The sequence below is a fragment of the Burkholderia diffusa genome (assembly GCF_001718315.1).
GTDB lineage: Bacteria > Pseudomonadota > Gammaproteobacteria > Burkholderiales > Burkholderiaceae > Burkholderia > Burkholderia diffusa_B.
This window is the reverse complement of sequence record NZ_CP013362.1, coordinates 1,509,746-1,528,026: the sequence shown is the minus strand read 5'-3', so window position 1 is coordinate 1,528,026 and position 18,281 is coordinate 1,509,746. Positions and strand designations below refer to the sequence as shown.

The 18,281-nt window shown below is 64.1% G+C and carries 17 protein-coding genes; 4 read left to right on the top strand and 13 right to left on the bottom strand.

Annotation, left to right across the window (positions count from 1 at the left end; translation table 11 throughout):
- Positions 1-11 precede the first annotated feature (11 nt).
- The 12 genes from WI26_RS06970 to WI26_RS06915 form a co-directional block, all read right to left on the bottom strand.
- Complete coding sequence (locus tag WI26_RS06970) at positions 12-1,877, bottom strand: TadG family pilus assembly protein (RefSeq protein ID WP_069225554.1); 1,866 nt, start codon at positions 1,875-1,877, stop codon at positions 12-14.
- An 11-nt stretch (positions 1,878-1,888) separates the two neighbouring features.
- Positions 1,889-2,116, bottom strand: coding sequence for a DUF3613 domain-containing protein (locus WI26_RS06965; RefSeq protein WP_420480781.1), 228 nt, complete (start codon positions 2,114-2,116; stop codon positions 1,889-1,891).
- A gap of 131 nt (positions 2,117-2,247) precedes the next feature.
- Complete coding sequence (locus tag WI26_RS06960; protein WP_069225553.1) at positions 2,248-3,138, bottom strand: pilus assembly protein; 891 nt, start codon at positions 3,136-3,138, stop codon at positions 2,248-2,250.
- A gap of 25 nt (positions 3,139-3,163) precedes the next feature.
- Positions 3,164-4,177 (bottom strand): type II secretion system F family protein, encoded by a 1,014-nt coding sequence (locus WI26_RS06955; protein ID WP_069225552.1) that lies wholly within the window; start codon positions 4,175-4,177, stop codon positions 3,164-3,166.
- Positions 4,178-4,181: 4 nt separating this feature from the next.
- A complete protein-coding gene (locus WI26_RS06950; protein ID WP_069225551.1) occupies positions 4,182-5,165 on the bottom strand; it encodes a type II secretion system F family protein in 984 nt (327 codons plus the stop codon).
- Positions 5,158-6,516, bottom strand: a complete 1,359-nt coding sequence (locus WI26_RS06945) for a CpaF family protein (RefSeq protein ID WP_069225550.1) — start codon at positions 6,514-6,516, stop codon at positions 5,158-5,160. The genes WI26_RS06950 and WI26_RS06945 overlap by 8 nt, the downstream gene beginning before the upstream one ends.
- A 3-nt stretch (positions 6,517-6,519) precedes the next feature.
- Positions 6,520-7,800, bottom strand: coding sequence for a fimbrial protein (locus tag WI26_RS06940; RefSeq protein WP_069225549.1), 1,281 nt, complete (start codon positions 7,798-7,800; stop codon positions 6,520-6,522).
- A gap of 45 nt (positions 7,801-7,845) precedes the next feature.
- On the bottom strand, positions 7,846-9,180 hold the full coding sequence (locus WI26_RS06935; RefSeq protein ID WP_069225548.1) for a type II and III secretion system protein family protein: 1,335 nt from the start codon (positions 9,178-9,180) through the stop codon (positions 7,846-7,848).
- A gap of 65 nt (positions 9,181-9,245) precedes the next feature.
- A complete protein-coding gene (cpaB, locus tag WI26_RS06930) occupies positions 9,246-10,154 on the bottom strand; it encodes a Flp pilus assembly protein CpaB (RefSeq protein ID WP_069225547.1) in 909 nt (302 codons plus the stop codon).
- 88 nt (positions 10,155-10,242) lie between these two features.
- Positions 10,243-10,713 carry a TadE/TadG family type IV pilus assembly protein gene (locus tag WI26_RS06925; RefSeq protein WP_059467628.1) on the bottom strand — a complete coding sequence of 157 codons (471 nt, stop codon included), beginning with the start codon at positions 10,711-10,713 and terminating at the stop codon, positions 10,243-10,245.
- Positions 10,710-11,210, bottom strand: coding sequence for an A24 family peptidase (locus WI26_RS06920; protein WP_069225546.1), 501 nt, complete (start codon positions 11,208-11,210; stop codon positions 10,710-10,712). Before WI26_RS06920 ends, WI26_RS06925 begins: the two co-directional genes overlap by 4 nt.
- A gap of 80 nt (positions 11,211-11,290) precedes the next feature.
- A complete protein-coding gene (locus WI26_RS06915) occupies positions 11,291-11,455 on the bottom strand; it encodes a Flp family type IVb pilin (RefSeq protein ID WP_011656702.1) in 165 nt (54 codons plus the stop codon).
- 666 nt (positions 11,456-12,121) lie between these two features.
- Between WI26_RS06915 and WI26_RS06910 the strand changes: the two genes are divergently transcribed.
- The 4 genes from WI26_RS06910 to WI26_RS06895 all read left to right on the top strand — a co-directional run bounded on the left by WI26_RS06910 (position 12,122) and on the right by WI26_RS06895 (position 17,667).
- Positions 12,122-13,810, top strand: coding sequence for a collagen-like triple helix repeat-containing protein (locus WI26_RS06910; RefSeq protein WP_069225545.1), 1,689 nt, complete (start codon positions 12,122-12,124; stop codon positions 13,808-13,810).
- 40 nt (positions 13,811-13,850) lie between these two features.
- Positions 13,851-15,209 carry a collagen-like triple helix repeat-containing protein gene (locus WI26_RS06905; protein ID WP_059467631.1) on the top strand — a complete coding sequence of 453 codons (1,359 nt, stop codon included), beginning with the start codon at positions 13,851-13,853 and terminating at the stop codon, positions 15,207-15,209.
- Between the two features lie 144 nt (positions 15,210-15,353).
- Positions 15,354-17,039, top strand: a complete 1,686-nt coding sequence (locus tag WI26_RS06900; RefSeq protein ID WP_059467632.1) for a ShlB/FhaC/HecB family hemolysin secretion/activation protein — start codon at positions 15,354-15,356, stop codon at positions 17,037-17,039.
- 166 nt (positions 17,040-17,205) lie between these two features.
- Positions 17,206-17,667, top strand: coding sequence for a DUF2147 domain-containing protein (locus tag WI26_RS06895; protein WP_059510808.1), 462 nt, complete (start codon positions 17,206-17,208; stop codon positions 17,665-17,667).
- A gap of 102 nt (positions 17,668-17,769) precedes the next feature.
- Here WI26_RS06895 and WI26_RS06890 read toward each other — a convergent pair whose 3' ends face one another.
- Positions 17,770-18,231, bottom strand: coding sequence for a transposase (locus WI26_RS06890; RefSeq protein ID WP_155768741.1), 462 nt, complete (start codon positions 18,229-18,231; stop codon positions 17,770-17,772).
- Positions 18,232-18,281: the final 50 nt, after the last annotated feature.

The window sequence follows — 18,281 nt, the reverse complement described above, 5'->3', positions numbered from 1 at the left end:
GTCTTGCTTCTCTAATTACTGACAGTTTGTGCAGCGCCACAGGTAAGCGACATCTGATGCACCGTAGCGGCACCGAGCTGGACGCCAAGCAGATCCAGCAGCGGATCGATGATACCGTCCAGCGCGCTCAACAGCGGGCCCAAAATGCCGGTCAATACGCCCAGCAGTTGCGAAATGAAATCCGGCGTGATCGTGACGGTCAATAGTCCGAACAGCAGGTCCACTTTCGGAGTGATCGTAGCGGAGCTCAGCCCCGCCAATGCATTGCTCACGGCTGAACCCAGCGCATTCGTGTTGGTGGTCCAGTAGTAAGACGGATCGCTTCCGCCCCGTCCGTAAAACGTGTTGGTCGCCGTGTTGCCGGCCAGATTCACCGACACGTTCGAGACGGTCGCAGAAACTTCCACCGCGCCAGCCAGCACCAGCACATCGAGCACCTTGGCGGGCGTCGAGCAGCTGTAGGTCGCCGGCAGATTGAGCAGGTTCCCGCTGAGCGGCGGCTGGCCGATGCAGAGATTCGCAACGCTCGGTTGCGCGCTGATCGTGGCCGAATTCGGCAAAGTCAGGCAATTGGTCGACAGCAGCGTCGCGCTGCCGGCACCCAGTTGCACGTAAAGCGGCAGGTAAACGTTCGCGGAAACCACAACCGGCAAGGGATTGACACCGAGGTTGACGAGAAGATAGAGGCCGATCTGCGCATTCGTCGCAACGGTGCGCCATGCGCCGGTCGCGTCCTTCCCGCCTTCGCCCACGGCGATGGTCGGAGGGCTGATGACCTGTACCTGCAACTGCACGATCGATACAGAATTGCCGTTCGGCAGCGTCAGCGGCACGTTGGCGCCGATCACGATGCCTGGCTTGCCGCTGTGCGAGATTTGCGCCATCGCCATTACGAGATCGAGCACGTTCACGGTCGCGTCGGCCGCCGCCTGCGCATTCGCGAGACCGAGCGTGAGCAGTGACGTTGCACCCTGCCCCGTCAGGCTCGCGACCTTGATGTTGGTATTGCTGAGCAGGCTCAGGTTGAGGATGTTGTTCAGCGCACCGGTGGCACTCGACTGCAGAGTGGCGCCGAGTGTGGTGGTCTTCCCGACGGCCGTCACCATCGCCTTCAGCAGCGTTCCGACCGATGCCTGCGCATTGACCAGCCCGCCCATCGTTCCGTTGCCGACGGACAGCGACTGCAACGCAACCGCAATGTCGCCCAGCTTGACGTTCGCGCATGCGAGCCCCTGGTACGACACGAGATTAAGCGTCAGCGGCGTTCCGCCCTGGCCTTGCAGCAACGCGCCCAGCAGCGCATTCACCAGGCCGGGATTGCCGCTCGGCACGCCCGAGCAGCCGACGCCGCCGACGGCGGCCAGCGTCGCGCCGATCGAGAACGTGTCGACGTTGGTCGCTTTTGCGGTCGACGTGGCGGTCACCGTGCGCGTCGGTCCGAAAAAGAAATACGGCATCACCTTGGAAATCGTGACCCGGACCGCATTCAGCTGGGTCAGCTTGGGGACCGACGTCTTCGACGTATAGAAAGTGCTCGACGACCCCGTGGCCGTCGGCGCCCAGTAGCCGCAATCGGCCGACAGCGTCGTGGTACCGCCGACGGAAAAGCCATTCTTCGATGCGTTGTTCGTGGCCACGCTCGTCACGTTCGCACACGTGTCGTCCAGCCGCTGGACTGCGGCGAGTGCCGCGAGATCGGCGACGCGCTGCATGTCGCGACGGGCCATGAACACGTTGCCGATGTCGACCGAACCGAGAATCACCATCGCCAGCAGTATCCATACGGATGCCATGACGACGACCGAGCCGCGCTGGCGCCGTGGCGCGGTATGACCTCGCCTGGTCACGCGATGGGATGAATGGCGAGCCGCGATCATTGCCGCCTCGCTCAATACGATTTCATGGACTGCTGCCCACCCGACCCGCCATTGCCGTTCGAGTTGACCGGCGATCCCATCGACTCCGGAATCTTGTGCTTGAACGAATCGAGATAGCGCTGGTAGCTGAGCGACGCTGTGTCGCCGAGCATCGGCAATCCCGGCCCGGCCGCACGGCTGTCGCGCTGCAGCGCGAGCAGCGCATTGGTCGAATGGCCGACTTCCGATGCCGAAGGCATCGATTCCTCGCAATGCGCTGCCGTCGCGGCCCCCATCAAGGCAACCAGTGTGATAACGCGGTGCAGCCCTGCGAGACGGCGAATCAAACCTTTGTTGTTCGTCATGTCACTTCCCCCCGAATGCCTTGTCATCATTGTGCGAACCGCTGCAGCAGCGGCGCGGTGGGATCGAATCCCTGAATGTTTGCGACCGGCGACGGCCGCCGTGCGACATCGGCACCCGACACGTTGACCACACTGCCAGAGCCGACCAGCGGCGTCGCCGTCGCGATCGAGCCCGGCGACGGTGCCGTGCGGCGCCACGCGCGTGCGGCCGTCGTGATTTTCATCGCGTCGCCGCGGATATCGTTGCGAATTTCAATCGACAGCTTCTGCTGCGCCATCAGCCGCTGTGCATCGTGTGTACGCCCGGACGCGAGCAGATACAGCACCAGGTTGCTGATGATCTTCGGATTGTTCTGATCGAGTTCGGCCGCCTTCATCAGCGGGATTCGCGCACCGTCGACATCGCCGCTGCGCAGCTTGGCGTAGGCGAGATCCGACAGCGTCGCGGCATCGGTCGGTGCCAGCACCGTCGCCTGCGACAACGCCTGTGCAGCGCGCGGAAAATCGCCTGCCGCACCCGCGATCAGCCCCAGCCCACGATACCCGCGCGCTGCCAGCGGCGTGTTGAGCAGTTGCGTGTATACGGCCGTGCTCGCAGCCGGCTGATCGGTCATGCGCAACGCGTCGGCGCGCAGCAGGATGGTCTGCGGTGACGCACCATATTGCTTTTCGTACGCGTCGATATGCGCGAGCGACGCGTAATACAGTCCTTGCGACTGCATCCGCTCGATCAGGCCCAGGTACATGCCGGGCGTGTCGGGTGCCGCCTGTTTCTGCGCCGCCGCGTCCATCAATGCTGCACGCTCGGCCTGCGGACCCACGCCGTACCCGCTTTCCTTAAACGCCGAACACGCGCAGAGCAGGCTCGCCATGGCCACCATTCCGGCCACTTTCGCGATTTCATCGATGCGTTTCATCTTCCCGTCCTTTCTCTTCCCTGCATCAGTGCTGCGCCTGGCTCAGCGCCCTCAACACCGAAATCATCCCCGGCCCGGCCGTCACGATCAGCAGTGCGGGCAGAAGCGTCACGATCATCACGCCCGTCATCTTCACCGTCAGTCGGCCGATGCGCTCGCGCAGCATCGCGCGACGAGCCTCCCGCAGGCGTTCGCCGAACTGCTTGAGCGGCTCCTGGACCGCGCCGCCGTGCTTGTCGACCTGAATCAGCAATCGCACGATGGCGCGCAGATCCTCATTTTCAAAGCCCGATGACAACCGCTGCAACGATTGCTCCCGCGTGCGTCCCGCCGCAAACTGCCGCTGGGCGATCTCCATCTCGGACGACAGCACCGGCATCATGCCTTTGAAGTCGTTCGTGACGACCTGGATACTCTGATCGAGCGACAGGCCGACCCCTTGAAGCAGACGCAGCATGTCGACCAGCAGCGGCAGTTCGTCGACGACGGATTGCTTGCGCTTCGCGGCACGGCGCCTCAGGTAGAGCTTCGGCACCATGAATCCGACGATGAACGCAATACCCACGCCGAGCCACCACTGCGTGCCGCTCACATGCCGCCCGACCATGGCGATGTAGGCCAGCGGAACGATGATCGAACACGCGAGTCGTGCACTAAGGAAGAAGCCGCGCGTGCGCGTATCGACAAAGCCGCACTGCTCGAGCAGCAGCCGGTCCTCTTCGGCAACGGCAAGGCGGCCGATTCCGCTATCCAGCCAGCGCATCCCGAGCGCAGACAGACGCGCCTGCACTTTCGCCAAGGGCGACGGTTGATCGGTTGCCTGCCGCGCGTCCGGTTCTTTCCGCAACGAATCGTCCGGATCCTGGCCTGCCCGCCCGCTTGCGGCCGCCAGCGTGGCGAGTCGCCGTTCGAGTGCATCGCTCAGCGTCCGGTCGCTGCGCGATTGCGCATTCGCACTGCGGATCGCGAGCAGCGCAAGCAACAGAATGCCCAGCGCCCCAAGCACCAGCGCGATCGAACCAAGTTGATTGGCTGTCATGCCGTCACCTGAGTTTGGCCATGTGGTAAAGCCAGATCCCGCCCGCGATCTGCAGCATGAAAGCGAGGATCAGCAACTGGCGACCGGTGTAGTCGTTCCACATCGACTGGAGATAGAGCGGATTGGTCGCGATCACGAAACTGCCGATCGCGATCGGCAGCATGACGAGCACCCATGCCGACAGGCGCGTTTCCGACGACATCGCTTCCAGTTCTCTCTCGGCCTGTTCGAGGTCGCGCATGAACGTCGACATCCGGTCGAGCATGATGTCCGCTCGTCCGCCGTATCGCACCGACAATCGCAACACCGACCCGACCAGTTCGAACTCCTTCGTGTGGTACACGTTCGCGATATGCATCATCGCGCGGTCGATCTCGATACCCGAACGCAGCATCCTCGATACGTGGTCCAGGCAGCCACGCAACGGCGCCTCGGTCGTCTGCAGCGCGGCCTGGAACGCAGCCGGCACGCTATTGCCCAGCGTCACCAGCCGCACGATCCCGTCAAGAAACGATGGCAGTTGACGAACGATCATCAGGCGCCGCCGATGAATGCGCGACACCAGCCAGAACACGATCAGCGCAGCCCCGCAGACGAGTGCGGCAATCCCGCCGAGCCAGCCGCCCCGATTGCCCGCAGCGACCCCGGCCCCTGCCAGCGCCAGCAGCGCAAACAGCGCCTTGCCACGTGCGTCCTCGATTCCTGCTCGGCTTGCCACGTTGACGAAATACTCGGTTGCGATCACGCGCCACCGGCCCCACTGCGAAGCTGGTATCGCCGGCGCAACGCGTGCCGCTACAGGCGCGGCGGCAGCAGCAGATGCCGCTCGGGCATCCCGCTGCGGCACCCCCCCTGCACGCGCACCGGGTTCGATACGGCTGTCGATGAATCGCTGCACATCCGCGCGATCGCGCTTCATCTCGCCGTGCCGCCACAACAGCAGCGCGGCGGCGGCGAGCAGAAGCGCCATTGCCAGCACGCTATACATTGAAACCCCCGCCTCCGCGGCCGAATCCACCTCCGAACCCGCCGCCATTCCCTCCGAAGCCGCCCTGCAGCGTCTGACGGAAGCGTGCAAGCTTAGGCGAATGCGGATGAATGCCGAGCGACTCCCAGTTGTCGACCTCTTCGCCCTCGGGCGTGACGCGCGCCTCGTAGCGATACAGTTCCTGCGTAGCAATAATGTTGTCCGACAATCCGGTGACTTCCGTGATCGACATGATCCGGCGCCGTCCGTTCGACAGGCGGCCGATCTGCACGATGAAGTCGATCGCATTCGCGATCTGCCGGCGCAGACTCGATTCCGTACCTTGGAAGCCGGCGAAACCGGCCAGCATCTCGAGTCGATAGAGGCACTCGCGCGGCGAACTCGCATGCACGGTCCCCATCGAGCCGTCGTGACCCGTGTTCATCGCCTGCAGCATCTCGAGCACCTCGCCGCCGCGCACTTCGCCGACGATGATCCGGTCCGGACGCATCCGCAACGTATTGCGCAGCAAGTCGCGAATCGACACGACACCGGTCCCGTCGAAACCGCCGGGCCGGCTTTCGAGGCGCACGACATGTGGGTGATTCAGCGACAGTTCGGCCGTATCCTCGATCGTCACGACGCGTTCCGGCTCGGGAATGTGGAACGCGAGCGCATTGAGCAGCGACGTCTTGCCGGAACTCGTGCCACCCGACACCAGGATGTTGCAGCGTGCCTCGACCGCCGCCTCGAGCAACGCGCCGATCTCCGCATTGAACGTGCCGTTGCCGAGCAGATCGGCCGGCTTCAGCGGATCCTTGCGAAATTTCCGGATCGACACGACCGGCCCGTCGATCGACAGCGGCTCGATCACCACGTTGACGCGCCCGCCGTCCGGTAGCCGCGCGTCGACCATCGGATTCGATTCGTCGAGGCGCCGGCCAATCGGCGCAAGGATGCGTCGCACGATGCGCAACAGGTGCGCGTTGTCCGTAAAGCGAATCGGCAACTTGACCAGGATCCCGTGGCGCGACACGTAAATATCGTTGTAGCCGTTGATCAGGATGTCCTCCACATTCGGGTCGGCAAGCAGATCCTCGATCGGCCCGAACCCGGCCAACTCCTTGGTCAACGCCTCGGCAATCGTCCTGACCTCGTTCTCGTTGAGCGGAATGCGCCGCAAACGCACGAAGCTGTCGATTTCAAGATCGACAAACTGGTTGATCGCCTGGCGCGACCAACGACCGAATTCGGCCCCCAGTTCCTCGATGCGCGTCAGCAAGTGTTCGTGCGCGGCATTCTTGATGTCATGGAACTGTTGCGACTGGGAGAACGGCGCGGCGCCGTCGGCAAATTGAATGTCGTGTGCCATCGCTTACGAACGCTTGGACGAAGGTTGAATGAATCGCTTGAGTACGGACAGGCCCGAAGCGGTGCTCTTTCCGGCGGCCACCGTGCCTGTCAGTCGCTCCACTAGCGGCTCCAGCGCCCGCACATACGGATCGCGCTCGGCCATGTCGACGATGAGTCGCCCTTGGTTCGCCGCCTGCCCGATCGACACACGCCGCGCGGGCAGCGTCGTCAGCAACGCAATGCCGAGCCGGTCTGCGATCTGCGCCGGCGTTAGGCTCAGCGCCGCGTCGTACTGGTTGACGACCAGACGCATCTTGCCGAGGTCGACACCTGCATCGCGGAGCCCTTCGAGCAAATCGACGGCAGAGACGATCGACGCGACGCCCTGGTCGCAGACAAGCCACGCCTCATCGGCAACCGCCGAGATCTGCGCGACGAAATCCAGGTTGGTAAAGCCCCCCAGATCGACGATCTGCTGATCGAAGAATGCGCGCAGCCGGTTCAGCAGACCGACGCACGCCGCATACGACACGTCGCGCAAATCGGCAAGGTTCGGCGGCAGTGTCGTCAGCGCAACGCCGCTCGCATGTCGCGCGAGGGCCGTGTTGACGAACGTCCGGTCGATGCGGCGCAGATTGCGCACGGCTTCGACAAAGTGGAATTCACAACGCGTGTTGAGGAATAGCGCACTATCACCCGCCGGCAGACCGAGATCGACGAGCGCAGTTTGCCGCGCGTGCGACGTTGCAACCCCGAACGCGGACGCGTCGCCAGCGACGTTGCTGGTGGCCCCGCGCTTGTGCAGCCACACGGCCAGGTTCGACGCGAGTGTACTCACGCCCATCCCGGCGCGCGCGCCGAGCAGCGCGACGAGCTTGCCGTGGCGATTGGTCGGTTCCGTGCCGGCATGCTCGAGCAGCCCGCGCGTGATACGCAAAGCATCGTCCGCACTGCCGGAAACGTCGATGAAATCGCGCACACCGGCCCGTAGCGCTGCGAGTGCGCTTTCCGGCTCCGCCAATGTGCCGAGCGCGACGACCGGCAGGCTCGGGTGCGCGAGACGCACCGCCGCGGCGGCAGCACTGGCTTCGGCCTGCGCGCGGGAAAAATCGATGAACACGATCGCCGGGTTGAGCCCCAGGATACGCTGAGCCAGCAGGCCGGGCTCCAGCGGCACCGCTTCCACCGTACCGGTCGAGACAAGCGTGTCCCCCAGCCAGCGGAGATGCTCGTCCCGGTGCGAGGCGCATACAAAATAGTCGCTCACGGCGGGCTCAGCCAATGAAAGGGTTCTCGCGTTCATGTTGAATACCCCCGAATCGATATCGCGCGACGCCGCGCCGTGCGGTCATTTCGAAAATCCCGGCGCGGCGTCGGGAGACGCGATACCGCCAAGATACGAGCGCCACACAGGCCCGTCACGCTGCTCGGACAATTCGCCTGGCGTCGCCGGTAGCGGTGCACCCTTCGCGATCGGCGCAACCAGATGCGGCGTCACGATGATCACCAGTTCCTTGTCGTTCTGCTGATAGTTCAAAGACTTGAAGAACGCACCGATGATCGGTAGATCGCCCAGGACCGGTACCTTGCTGATGTTCGACATCGTTTCGCGGTCGATCAGACCGCCGATCACGAAGCTCTCGCCATCGCCCAATTCGACCGTCGTATCCGCGCGCCGCGTCGTGATGGCCGGCACCGACACGCTGTTGATCGTAACGCCGTGCTGAAAGTCGAGCTGGCTCGATTCGGGCGCGACCTTCAGCGCAATCCGATGCTGGTTCAGCACGGTCGGTGTCAGCGTCAGACCAACGCCGTACTGCTTCCAGTCGATCGCCGTCGAGCCCAACGCCTGCGGCACCGGCACCGGAATCTCGCCACCGGCGAGAAAGCTCGCGCTTTGCCCCGACAGCGCAACTAGCGTTGGCTGCGCGAGCACGCGGGCCAGGTTGTTCGCTTCGAGAATCGAAATATTGCCGAAGATGCCGCGGCCGGCCGAATTCACGACCAGGTTGAACGCCGACGCGATCGGGATGCCGGCCGTCGCCTGGAAGCCCGAGGTCGCGCCGCCCGTCACGGACTGCAGTCCACCCGGCGAAAATGCACCGAACGCGAACCCGTTGCTCTGCTTGAAGAAGTTCAGTCCTGCTTCCTTCAACACCGAGCGACTGAATTCGACGACACGCACATCGACCTGCACCACGCTCCGGTTACCTACCGTCGATGCATCGATCACTGCACCGTCCTTGCCCCCCATCCGCTTGCCCACGGTCACGGCGCGGTCATGCGCATCGAGCGACGCCGCGGATCCCGACAAGACCGCGGCTCCGCCGTATGCCTTGACCTTTGGCCCGGTCCCATCAAGCACCGCCTGAGCAGCCGCATCGACGACATTGACGTTCCACACCGTCGGCTCGTCACGGCCACGTTCCCACAACAAAACGTTCGTCGAACCAGGCGCCTTCGCAACCAGCAGCACCGAACCCGCACGGCTCCCCTTCATGACCAGTACGTCGACGACGGCTGGATCGCCAACCGCAATCCGTTGCAGCGTGCGGCCTGCAGCAACCTGACGTTGCGAGCCGACCGCAAGATCAATCGACCCGTTTGTGCCGGCAGCCTCCGCCAGGACGGCAAAGGCCATGGCGCAAATAGCAATCGCGTATGCAATCAGTTTGTTTGTCATTGTGTCGGAGGCCGTCGCGCGGCCTTCTCTCTTCCGTAGCTGCTGTCGATGATCGTACGTTGATGTCAATAGGCGACCGTTTCGGCACGCCCGCCACGAATGACTTCAATACTGCTACCGCCTCCCCGGGCCATGACAGCAGAAGTGCGCGGGGCAACCGGTGCACGGGACGTACCGCGCGTTCGTCCGCCCGACAGATCATCCAGCCATACGCCGCTTGCGGCCTGCGTCGACGGCGTCGCATCACCGAGCGCCGTACGAATCGCGACAGTTTGCGTCGCGACTTCGGTGTCGCGCGGATTGCGCAGCGCGAGCGTCAGACGGCCGCTTGCTTCGGCAAGCGTGAGCGCATCGACCTGTGCCGTCGGTACGGCGAGCACCGCGGTCCGCACCGCCCCGCTCGGTCCGCCGCCGCCGTCCCGATCCGAGGTCGCGTCGCCGAACGACAGCACACGGACCTTCGACAACAGCAGGCGCGCTTGCGTACCGGGAATCTCCGAGCTCGCCTGCGCGCCGCCGGAGCCGTCACGCCGCAGATTCAGAAACACGTCCACGAAGTTGCCCGGCCGCAACCGATTGCCGACTGCATTCGTTTCGTCGACCTTCACGGCGACGGCACGCTCACCGAGCGCCACCTGATCCGCCAGTCCTGAGGTCAATCCACCTTCGAGCACGGGCGCTGCAGCAAGTATGTCGTTCGCCGGAACGCGGCCGACCAGGGCCGTCGGATCACTGAACCCTCCCGTCGGCATCGTAGGTACCTGTGCGAGCTTCAATGCATCGGGCGGAATTGGCTGGCCGGCCGGAAGCAGACGCGCCGCAACGACGATCGACACCGATTGCGCTGCCGCAGTCGGCATTGCCACAACCGGCGGATGGGCCGGCGCGCGACCAAGCGTCCAGGCATAAACCCCAAGCAGAACAGCGATTGCGATCAGCAGCCCGGCGATGATCTTCGTCAAGTTGTTGGCCATGGTGAATGTCGGTGCCGTAGATTGATGTAGTTATGTTCGAGCGTAGACACCGCCGCGTGCATGTGCCCCGCTATGCGTACTGCCCGGCTCATAGGATAGTCGCCGGATTGATCTGGACGGTGGCCGTGCCGGTAAGCTTCGTCGGCGTGACAAGACCCAGCAATGGGAGAGACGGAACCAGCGGATGCGCCTGATACGGATAGGTAACCGTGACCGTCACACAATACATGGTTGGGTCGTAACTGCATGTTCCTGACGCCGGTGTCGGGATCTGGACATTGGTCAGCCATGAAGTAAGGCCGACAGCCGTCGCCTTTGCCGCGCTCGCCCGGTCCGACAGTGCCTGCGTACCCGAACCGTTGGCCTCGTAAACATAGTTGAGCGCCGAACGCGCCCCCTCGGTCGCGGCCAGCGTCAGGCTTTGCTGAACCGCGAAGATCAGCCCGAACGTCACGATCGCATACAGAATCAGGAAAAATAGCGGGAATACCAGCGCGAACTCGACGGCAGTCGCCCCACGCTCCTGGACGCGCGCGCCCGGTCGATACTGTCGTTTCATCTCCCGCTCCAGGTAACGACCAGATAGCACAGCCAAATTGCCGCGGGAACGACGAGACACGCCGCGTACGGTGTCGAGCGCCGGCCGCCGAGCATCATTGTCGGGACTCCACGCCCCCATAACGCACCGAGCGACGTGTGCGTGAACAACATCAGTCCAAGGACGTGTAATCCGGCGACAAGGCTGGCAATGACCCACAACCGCAGCAATATCGGTAAACCGCACCACGCGCCGAGAACCGCGAATACCTTGACGTCTGCCGCCCCCATGACGCGCATCGCAAAAAGCGGAAAGAAGCTGACCAAACCAACCAGCGCGCCGATCAATGCCTGCTCGATTGAGATACCGAATGGATTTGCGTTTATCAGTGAACTGACGAGTGCAGCAATACCTCCGCAGATGACAAGCGAATTCCGGACAAGCCGAAATCGAATATCACCGGCAGCAACAAGGGCGGCCCAAGCAAGAAAAATGCTGGTGCTGATGAGATGTGCCATATCGCGATCGACTGCGCATGCCCATGTAACGGCGAGCGAGCCGCAACCGCGGCTCGCTCGCCCCCAACGCACTGCAAGGGTCAGGGCAGCGAACTGGCAATCGTGGAGAACAGAGCCGCGATCTTCGTGCCGATGGTCGTCACGCTGGTAATGATCAAGGCTGCAATCAACCCCGCAATCAGACCATACTCGATCGCGGTAACCCCGTCTTCTTCCTTGAGGAAGCGCTTGATGAGTGCTTTCATTTTTTAATTCCTCGTGCCTGTATGTACGTTCTTTGGCCTTTTATACGTTGTGTGTCCCCGTATATCTGGCCCTTGCCTCGCGCCGTTCGTTACACATGTGTACGACAGCCGAGTGCGCTTTCTTTATATGTCACCCCGAGGGGCATCGAACAAAATTTGATGCAAGTTAACATTCGCGATAGTCACCCTCCTCGAACGTTGTGTACCGAATCGTACATTTCCTTACACCTGCTCCCGATTCTATATCCGATCCTATTTAACTTCCAACTTCTTTTAAGATCGGGTCGAAAAACTTTCCGGGCGCGCCAAGTATTTGTACGGCGTTTCGGTACGACTTACACATAGGATTTACGATAGGTTAGATGTGCACACCTAATCCACCAGTAAAACAATCAGACCACCCGCCAGCCCTTCGCCCCCCCTTACGTTACGCCGCACGCGTAACGCCAATGTTGTGACGTTACGTTACGAAACGGCAGGAACCGTTCTCATTCGACTGTTCTTAAACAGATTCAACAATCTTTCAATTTGCCTAAATCCCTTTTCCGACAAGGAATTGCCTCGTTTAAAACCAATTGTCGAACCGTCGGCCATCGAAATGGCACGACAGTTGCAGAGTAATCCCCGCATCACTCAACACAACATCAGCTTCAATGCGAGGACGAAATGGACATTCAGGTTATCCCTCATGGCATGCTCCGGACGACTATGATCGCGGCCACCGTGGCAGCCATGCTTTCCCTCTCCGCGTGCGGCGGTTCCGGTTCCATCAGCAAGGGGCTCAGCGGCGGCTCCAGCTCCGGGGGTGGCGATTCGATCTCCACGTCGGGCGGCGGCACCTCGGGCGGCACGTCCGGTTCGACGAGCGGCGGCACGTCCGGTAGCACCAGCGGCTCGACCAGCGGCAGCACGAGCGGCTCGACGAGTGGTTCGACGAGCGGCAGCACCAGCGGAACGACGAGCGGAACGAGCAGCGGCACGAGCGGCACCTCCGGTGTGTCGTCGAATGCGGTGGGAACCGTCCTCGCAAGCAGCAGCAATGTCATCACGAATCTCGGCGGCACCGTATCCGGCCTCGGCTCCATGGTCGCCGGCCAGTCGTTGCCCGGCGTCAACCCGGCGACGACGCAAGCAGCAGGCGGCATCGTGCAGAACGTCGGCGGTGCGGTAACGGCGCTCGGCAGTGGCCTCGGCAGCGGCCTCGGCCAGCTCGGCGCGACGAAGGACCCGGTCGGCGTCACGGTCGCCAGCACCGGCGGCGTGGTGAACGAGCTCGGCGGCGCAGTCACGCAGACCGGCAATCTGGTCACGAGTCTCGGCAGCGGCCCGCTGTCGCCGCTCGCTCCGGTCACCGGTGCCGTCGGCGGCCTCGTCTCGCAAGTCGGCAATGCCGTATCGAACGGCGGCACCACGCTGACCAACGTGTTGTCGACCGGTCCGATCCAGCAGGTCACGCAGACGGTCAGCTCGGCGATCACGCCGATCACGACGATGGTCGGTCAGACCACGCAGACGATCGGGACAGCCACCGGCCTCGGCGCCCCGGTCAACATGCTGCTCGGCACGATCGGCAACGGCCTCAACCAGGGCGGCGCGCTGATCGCATCGACGGGCGGCAACCCCGTCACGACCGGCCTCGGCAACACCGTCTCGTCGGCCGGCAATACCGTGAAGTCTGTCGGCGGCCTGCTCACGGGCGGCACCGGCGGCACGACCAACCCGCTCGCGCCGCTCACGGGTCTCCTCACGACGGTCACCGGCACGCTCGGCGGCGCAACGGGCGGCGCGAGCGGCGGCCCGCTCGCCCCGGTCACCGGCCTCGTCTCCGGCCTCACCGGCACGCTCGGCGGTGCAGCGGGCGGCACCAGCGGCGGCCCACTCGCTCCGGTTACCGGCCTCGTCTCGACCGTCACCGGCGCACTCGGCGGCGCAGCAGGCGGCACCAGCGGCGGTCCGCTCGCCCCGGTGACCGGCCTCCTCTCGACCGTCACCGGCGCACTCGGCGGCGCAGCCGGCGGCACCAGCGGCAGCCCACTCGCCCCGGTTACCGGCCTCGTCTCCACCGTCACCGGTGCGCTCGGCGGCGTAGCCGGCGGCAGCAGCGGCCCGCTCTCCCCGGTTACGGGCCTGGTCTCCGCGGTCACCGGCGCGCTCGGCAGCGTAACGGGCGGCGCAGGCGGCGGCAACCCGCTCGCCCCCGTGACGGGCGCGGTGTCCACCGTCACCAGCACGGTCGGCGTACCCGCACTGAGCGGCACCACGGGCGGTGTCACGAATTCGGGCTCGGGCTCGAATCTGCTCGCGCCTGTCACGTCGCTGATCGGCGGCCTGCTCGGCGGCACGCACGGCAAGTAATCGAACACCCATTCATCGACAAGACAGCGAGGAGTCCATCATGTCCCAGCAACGTTCCATCACCGCGAGCGTCCTGCGCCAGTGGCGCGTGCCCCTCACCGCCTTCGCGGCAGCGTGCCTGCTGGCTGCCTGCGGCGGCAACAGCGTCAGCGCGCCGCCGTCCAGCAACAACGGCGGCAGTTCCAGCGGCACGAGCGGTACCAGCGGCACGAGTGGCACCAGCGGCACCAGCGGCTCGTCCACCGGCACCAAGGGCGCTGTCAGCACGCTCGGCCAGACTGCAACCGATCTCGGCAGCACGATCGGCAACGTCAGCGTGCCGGGTCTCGGCGACGGCGTGACGAAGGGCGTCGGCAGCACCGTCTCGAGCACCGGCACGATCATCAACGCGGCTGCCGATGCATTGAGCAACGGGCTCGGGCAGACGGGCTCGATCAAGGATCCCGTCGGCACGACCGTCGCTGGCCTCGGCAATGTCGTTGGCGCGACCAGCAACACCGTGTCGGGCCTGAGCTCGACGGTCAAGGCCCTCGGCACGGGCCCGCTCGCGCCGCTCGCCCCTGTCACGTCGCCGGTCGGCACCGTGCTCGACACTGTCGCCAACGGTCTGTCGGCCGCCGGGACGACGATCGGCTCGACGCTGTCGTCGGGCGCCGTGCAGCAAGTGACGCAGCCGCTCAGTTCGGCAATCACGCCGCTGGTGATCACCGCCGGTCAGGTCACGCAACAAGTCGGCACGACCACCGGCCTGGGACAACCCGTGTCGGGCCTGCTGGGCCAGATCGGCGGCGCGATCAGCTCGGCGGGCAAGCAAGTCGGCAGCACGTCGAATCAGCCGCTCGTCGGCGACGTGGGCCAGCTCGTCACTGCGGTCGGCAATACCGTGACCAACGCGGGTGGCCTCGTGAATCCGAACGGCCCGAACGGCGCGGCGCCGATCCCCGGCCTGATCACGAGCCTCGTCGGCGGCTCGACGGCTACCGTCCAGAATGGCCCGTCGTCAGGCTCCAGCTCGACCAACCCGCTCGGCGGCCTGTTGTCCGGTCTCGGTTCGACGCCGCTCGGTTCGCTCACCGGCGCAGTCGGTGGCGCAACGGGCAGCTCGGGCAGCAACCCGCTCGCGCCGGTCACCGGTCTCGTGTCGACGGTGACGGGTGCGCTCGGCGGCGCAACGGGTGGCGCAGGCGGTGCAAACCCTCTCGCGCCCGTCACCGGTTTGCTGAATACTGTCACCGGGGCAGTCGGCGGTGCAGCAGGATCCGGGGCTTCGTCGAATCCGCTCGCACCGGTCACGTCGCTCGTCGGCGGTGTGACGGGGACGGCGTCGTCGGGCAGCTCGACGGGGCTCCTCGCGCCGGTAACGGGGTTGCTGGGTACGCTGGGCAGCGTTGGCAAGTAAGGAGGACGGTCGCGCCCTTGCAGCCGGAGCAGGAGGCGCGGCCGTACAAACACAACCGGCAATGCGGCACGCGGCGCGCGACACCCTGGTGTCGCGCGCCCGCATTAGAAAGAAGATGAAAAGCAAGGCCTACGAGGAAGAACAATGAAATCCAGACTCGACAGATGGATGATGCTGCTCGCCATCGCGGCAGCCGGCACGGCACATGCACAAACGCGCGCGGCGGGTAACCCGCTCGATTCGCTCCCTCAGATCAACGCACCACAGAAAGGCCCGAGCGTCACCGTGCAGGTCGCGCCGCAGGCACCGCAACTGCAGGAGCTGCTGTCGCGCCACCTGACGCCGACGACGTTCCAGGTCGAAGGCGTGAAGTCGGTGCCGTTCGACGAAATCTCCCGTCGCTTCACGCCCCTCGTCGGCAAGGACATCACGATCGGCGAGCTGATCGAAACCGCGAACGGCGTGACCAAGCTGTACCAGGATCGCGGCTATGCGCTGTCGTTCGCGTTCATTCCCGCGCAGACGTTCGAGAACGGCGTCGTACGCGTGACCGTCGTCGAAGGCTACGTGTCGGACGTCAAGGTGACCGGCAAGCCCGGCGCGATGGAATCGAAAATCCGCGCGATCGCCGCGCACATCACGGCCGATCGTCCGCTGCGCCGCGCAACGTTCGAACGCTACGTCAACACGTTCGGCCTCCTGCCCGGCGTGACGGTGAAGGCCAATGTTCCGCCGCCGCAAACGACGGACGGCGCGACGACGCTCGAGTTGGCCGTCGACCGCAAGGCGTTCAACATCAGCACCGGCATCGACTTCAATCACCCGGGCGTGCAGGGCCTCATCACCGCGACGGAGAACGGCCTCACGTCGTTCGGCGAGCAACTGAGCATTTCCGCGCTGGTGCCGCCCGGGCGCGACAAGCAAACGTACGTCGCGTTCAGCGGCTCGGTGCCGGTCGGCAGCAGCGGCCTGGTCACGCGCCTCGATGCCAGTACGTATCGCGGCAAGCCGACCGACAACCCGGGCCTGCCATCGTCCGTCGAGCGCACCGTCAAGAACGAGAAGCTCGGTCTTTCGGCATCCTATCCGTTATTGCTGAACAACCAGCGCAGCCTGCTCGGTACCGTGTCGGGCTATGCGTCGCACAACGAAGACCGCTATCAGAGCAAGCTCAACGGCAACAGCATCGACACGCGCTCGCAGGTCCGCGTGCTGCAAATGCAGCTCGACTACACGAGCGTGTCGGCCAAGCAAGTGCAGAAGCTCAGTGTGAACGTCGCCAAGGGCTTCAACATTCTCGGCGCGTCGAAATCGCAGGACACCACGATCGGCTCAAACACGACCTCGGTGGACAGCCCCGTTTCGCTGACGTTCGTGCGCACCGGCGCAACCTTCACGCAGACCAACGAATGGCCATTCAAGATCGGCACGTCGGTTTCGCTGACCGGCCAGTACAGCCCCGACTCGCTGCCGACGTCGGAACAGATCTCGTTCGGTTCGACGCGCTATGCGCTCGGCTACCAGCCGGGCGAAACGTCGGGCGACTCGGGCTGGGGGATGTCGCTGGAGGTCAACCGCGGATTCACGCCGGGCTGGACGTACATGAAATCCGTCACACCGTACATCGCGTACGACATGGCGCGCGTGTATCTGCATACCGGCACGCCGTCACCGAGCCGCCTGTCGTCGGTCGGCATCGGCGTGCGGTTTACGGACAGCCGTTACTACAGCCTCGACCTGAATATCGCGAAGCCGGTCGGCGATGCACCCGTTGAAAGCGCATCACGCAGCCCGCGCGTGAATGCCGCGTTCTCGTATCAGCTCAACTGATCGATCCTCAGACAGCCCGCATCTCGCGGGCTGTTTGGATTAGAGTCCCCTCTATCAAACGCAGCGCGCGGTTTCACGTATTCTGGCAAAGCTCGCAACATGCCACCGCCCCATGCAGACGGTCGTGCGGGCGCATCGAATACGACATGAAACAAGGAGGAAGACGATGATTCAACTGACCCGCCCGTTGCGCACACTTGCAATTGCAAGCGCGCTGCTCGCTTGCGCCGCACCTTCGTTCGCCCAAACCGACAGCCCCATCGGCATGTGGCAGACGATCGACGACAACACGCATCAGCCGAAGGCGCTCGTGCAGATTGCCGACGACGGCGAAGGGTCGCTGTCGGGCAAGGTCGTCAAGGGCCTCGGTGCCAACGACACGCCCGATCGCCGCTGCACCGCATGCACGGACGAGCGCAAGGATCAGCTCATCAAGGGCATGACGATCATCAAGGCGATGAAGAAGGATGGCGACCACTGGGACGGCGGCAATATCCTCGACCCGGAAAACGGCAAGGTCTACAAGTGCAAGATGTCGCTGGAAGACGGTGGTCAGAAGCTCGTCGTGCGCGGCTACATCGGCGTGTCGCTGCTCGGCCGGTCGCAGACCTGGGTTCGCGCGCAATAACGCGACGCGCGTCGATACGCGTGATGCAATGAAAAATCGGCCTGCGACGGCGTCGTCAGGCCGATTTTGTTTGGAGCCGAGCGTGCGTGAAATCAATCGACGTCATGCTGCGTGCTTCAGCGATTCCGGTGCACGACCGCCCTGCTGGCGATACGCGGGCGCCGCGGCACTTCGCATCTCCGCCGCCTTCGACTGCGCATGCTTTCGCATCCGCGTGGACAATTCCTTGCACAGATTCGCGCCGGCGTCGCCATACAGCTCGCGCATCACCCGCATCAACGTGCCGGTCTCGTGCCAGGCCTTGAAGCGGCGATGGCATGTCTGGTACGAAGGGTAGCGACGCGGCATCGCAGACCAGGTCGCGCCGCTATAAATCACCCAGAGCACGCCGTTCAGAACGGCGCGTGTGTTGGCCAACGGACGGCCGCGCAACTCGGTGCGCGGCTGCATTTCGGGCAGAAGCGGCACGACGCAGCGCCACTCATGGTCGGTCAGATCGCGATACGGTGTCATGGACATCTCCAGCCTTAGGAACCATGACTCAACGATATCGATTGCCCTCAACCATGAACATAAGACAAATCCGAAAATACCCTGAGATCGCGAGAATTTGA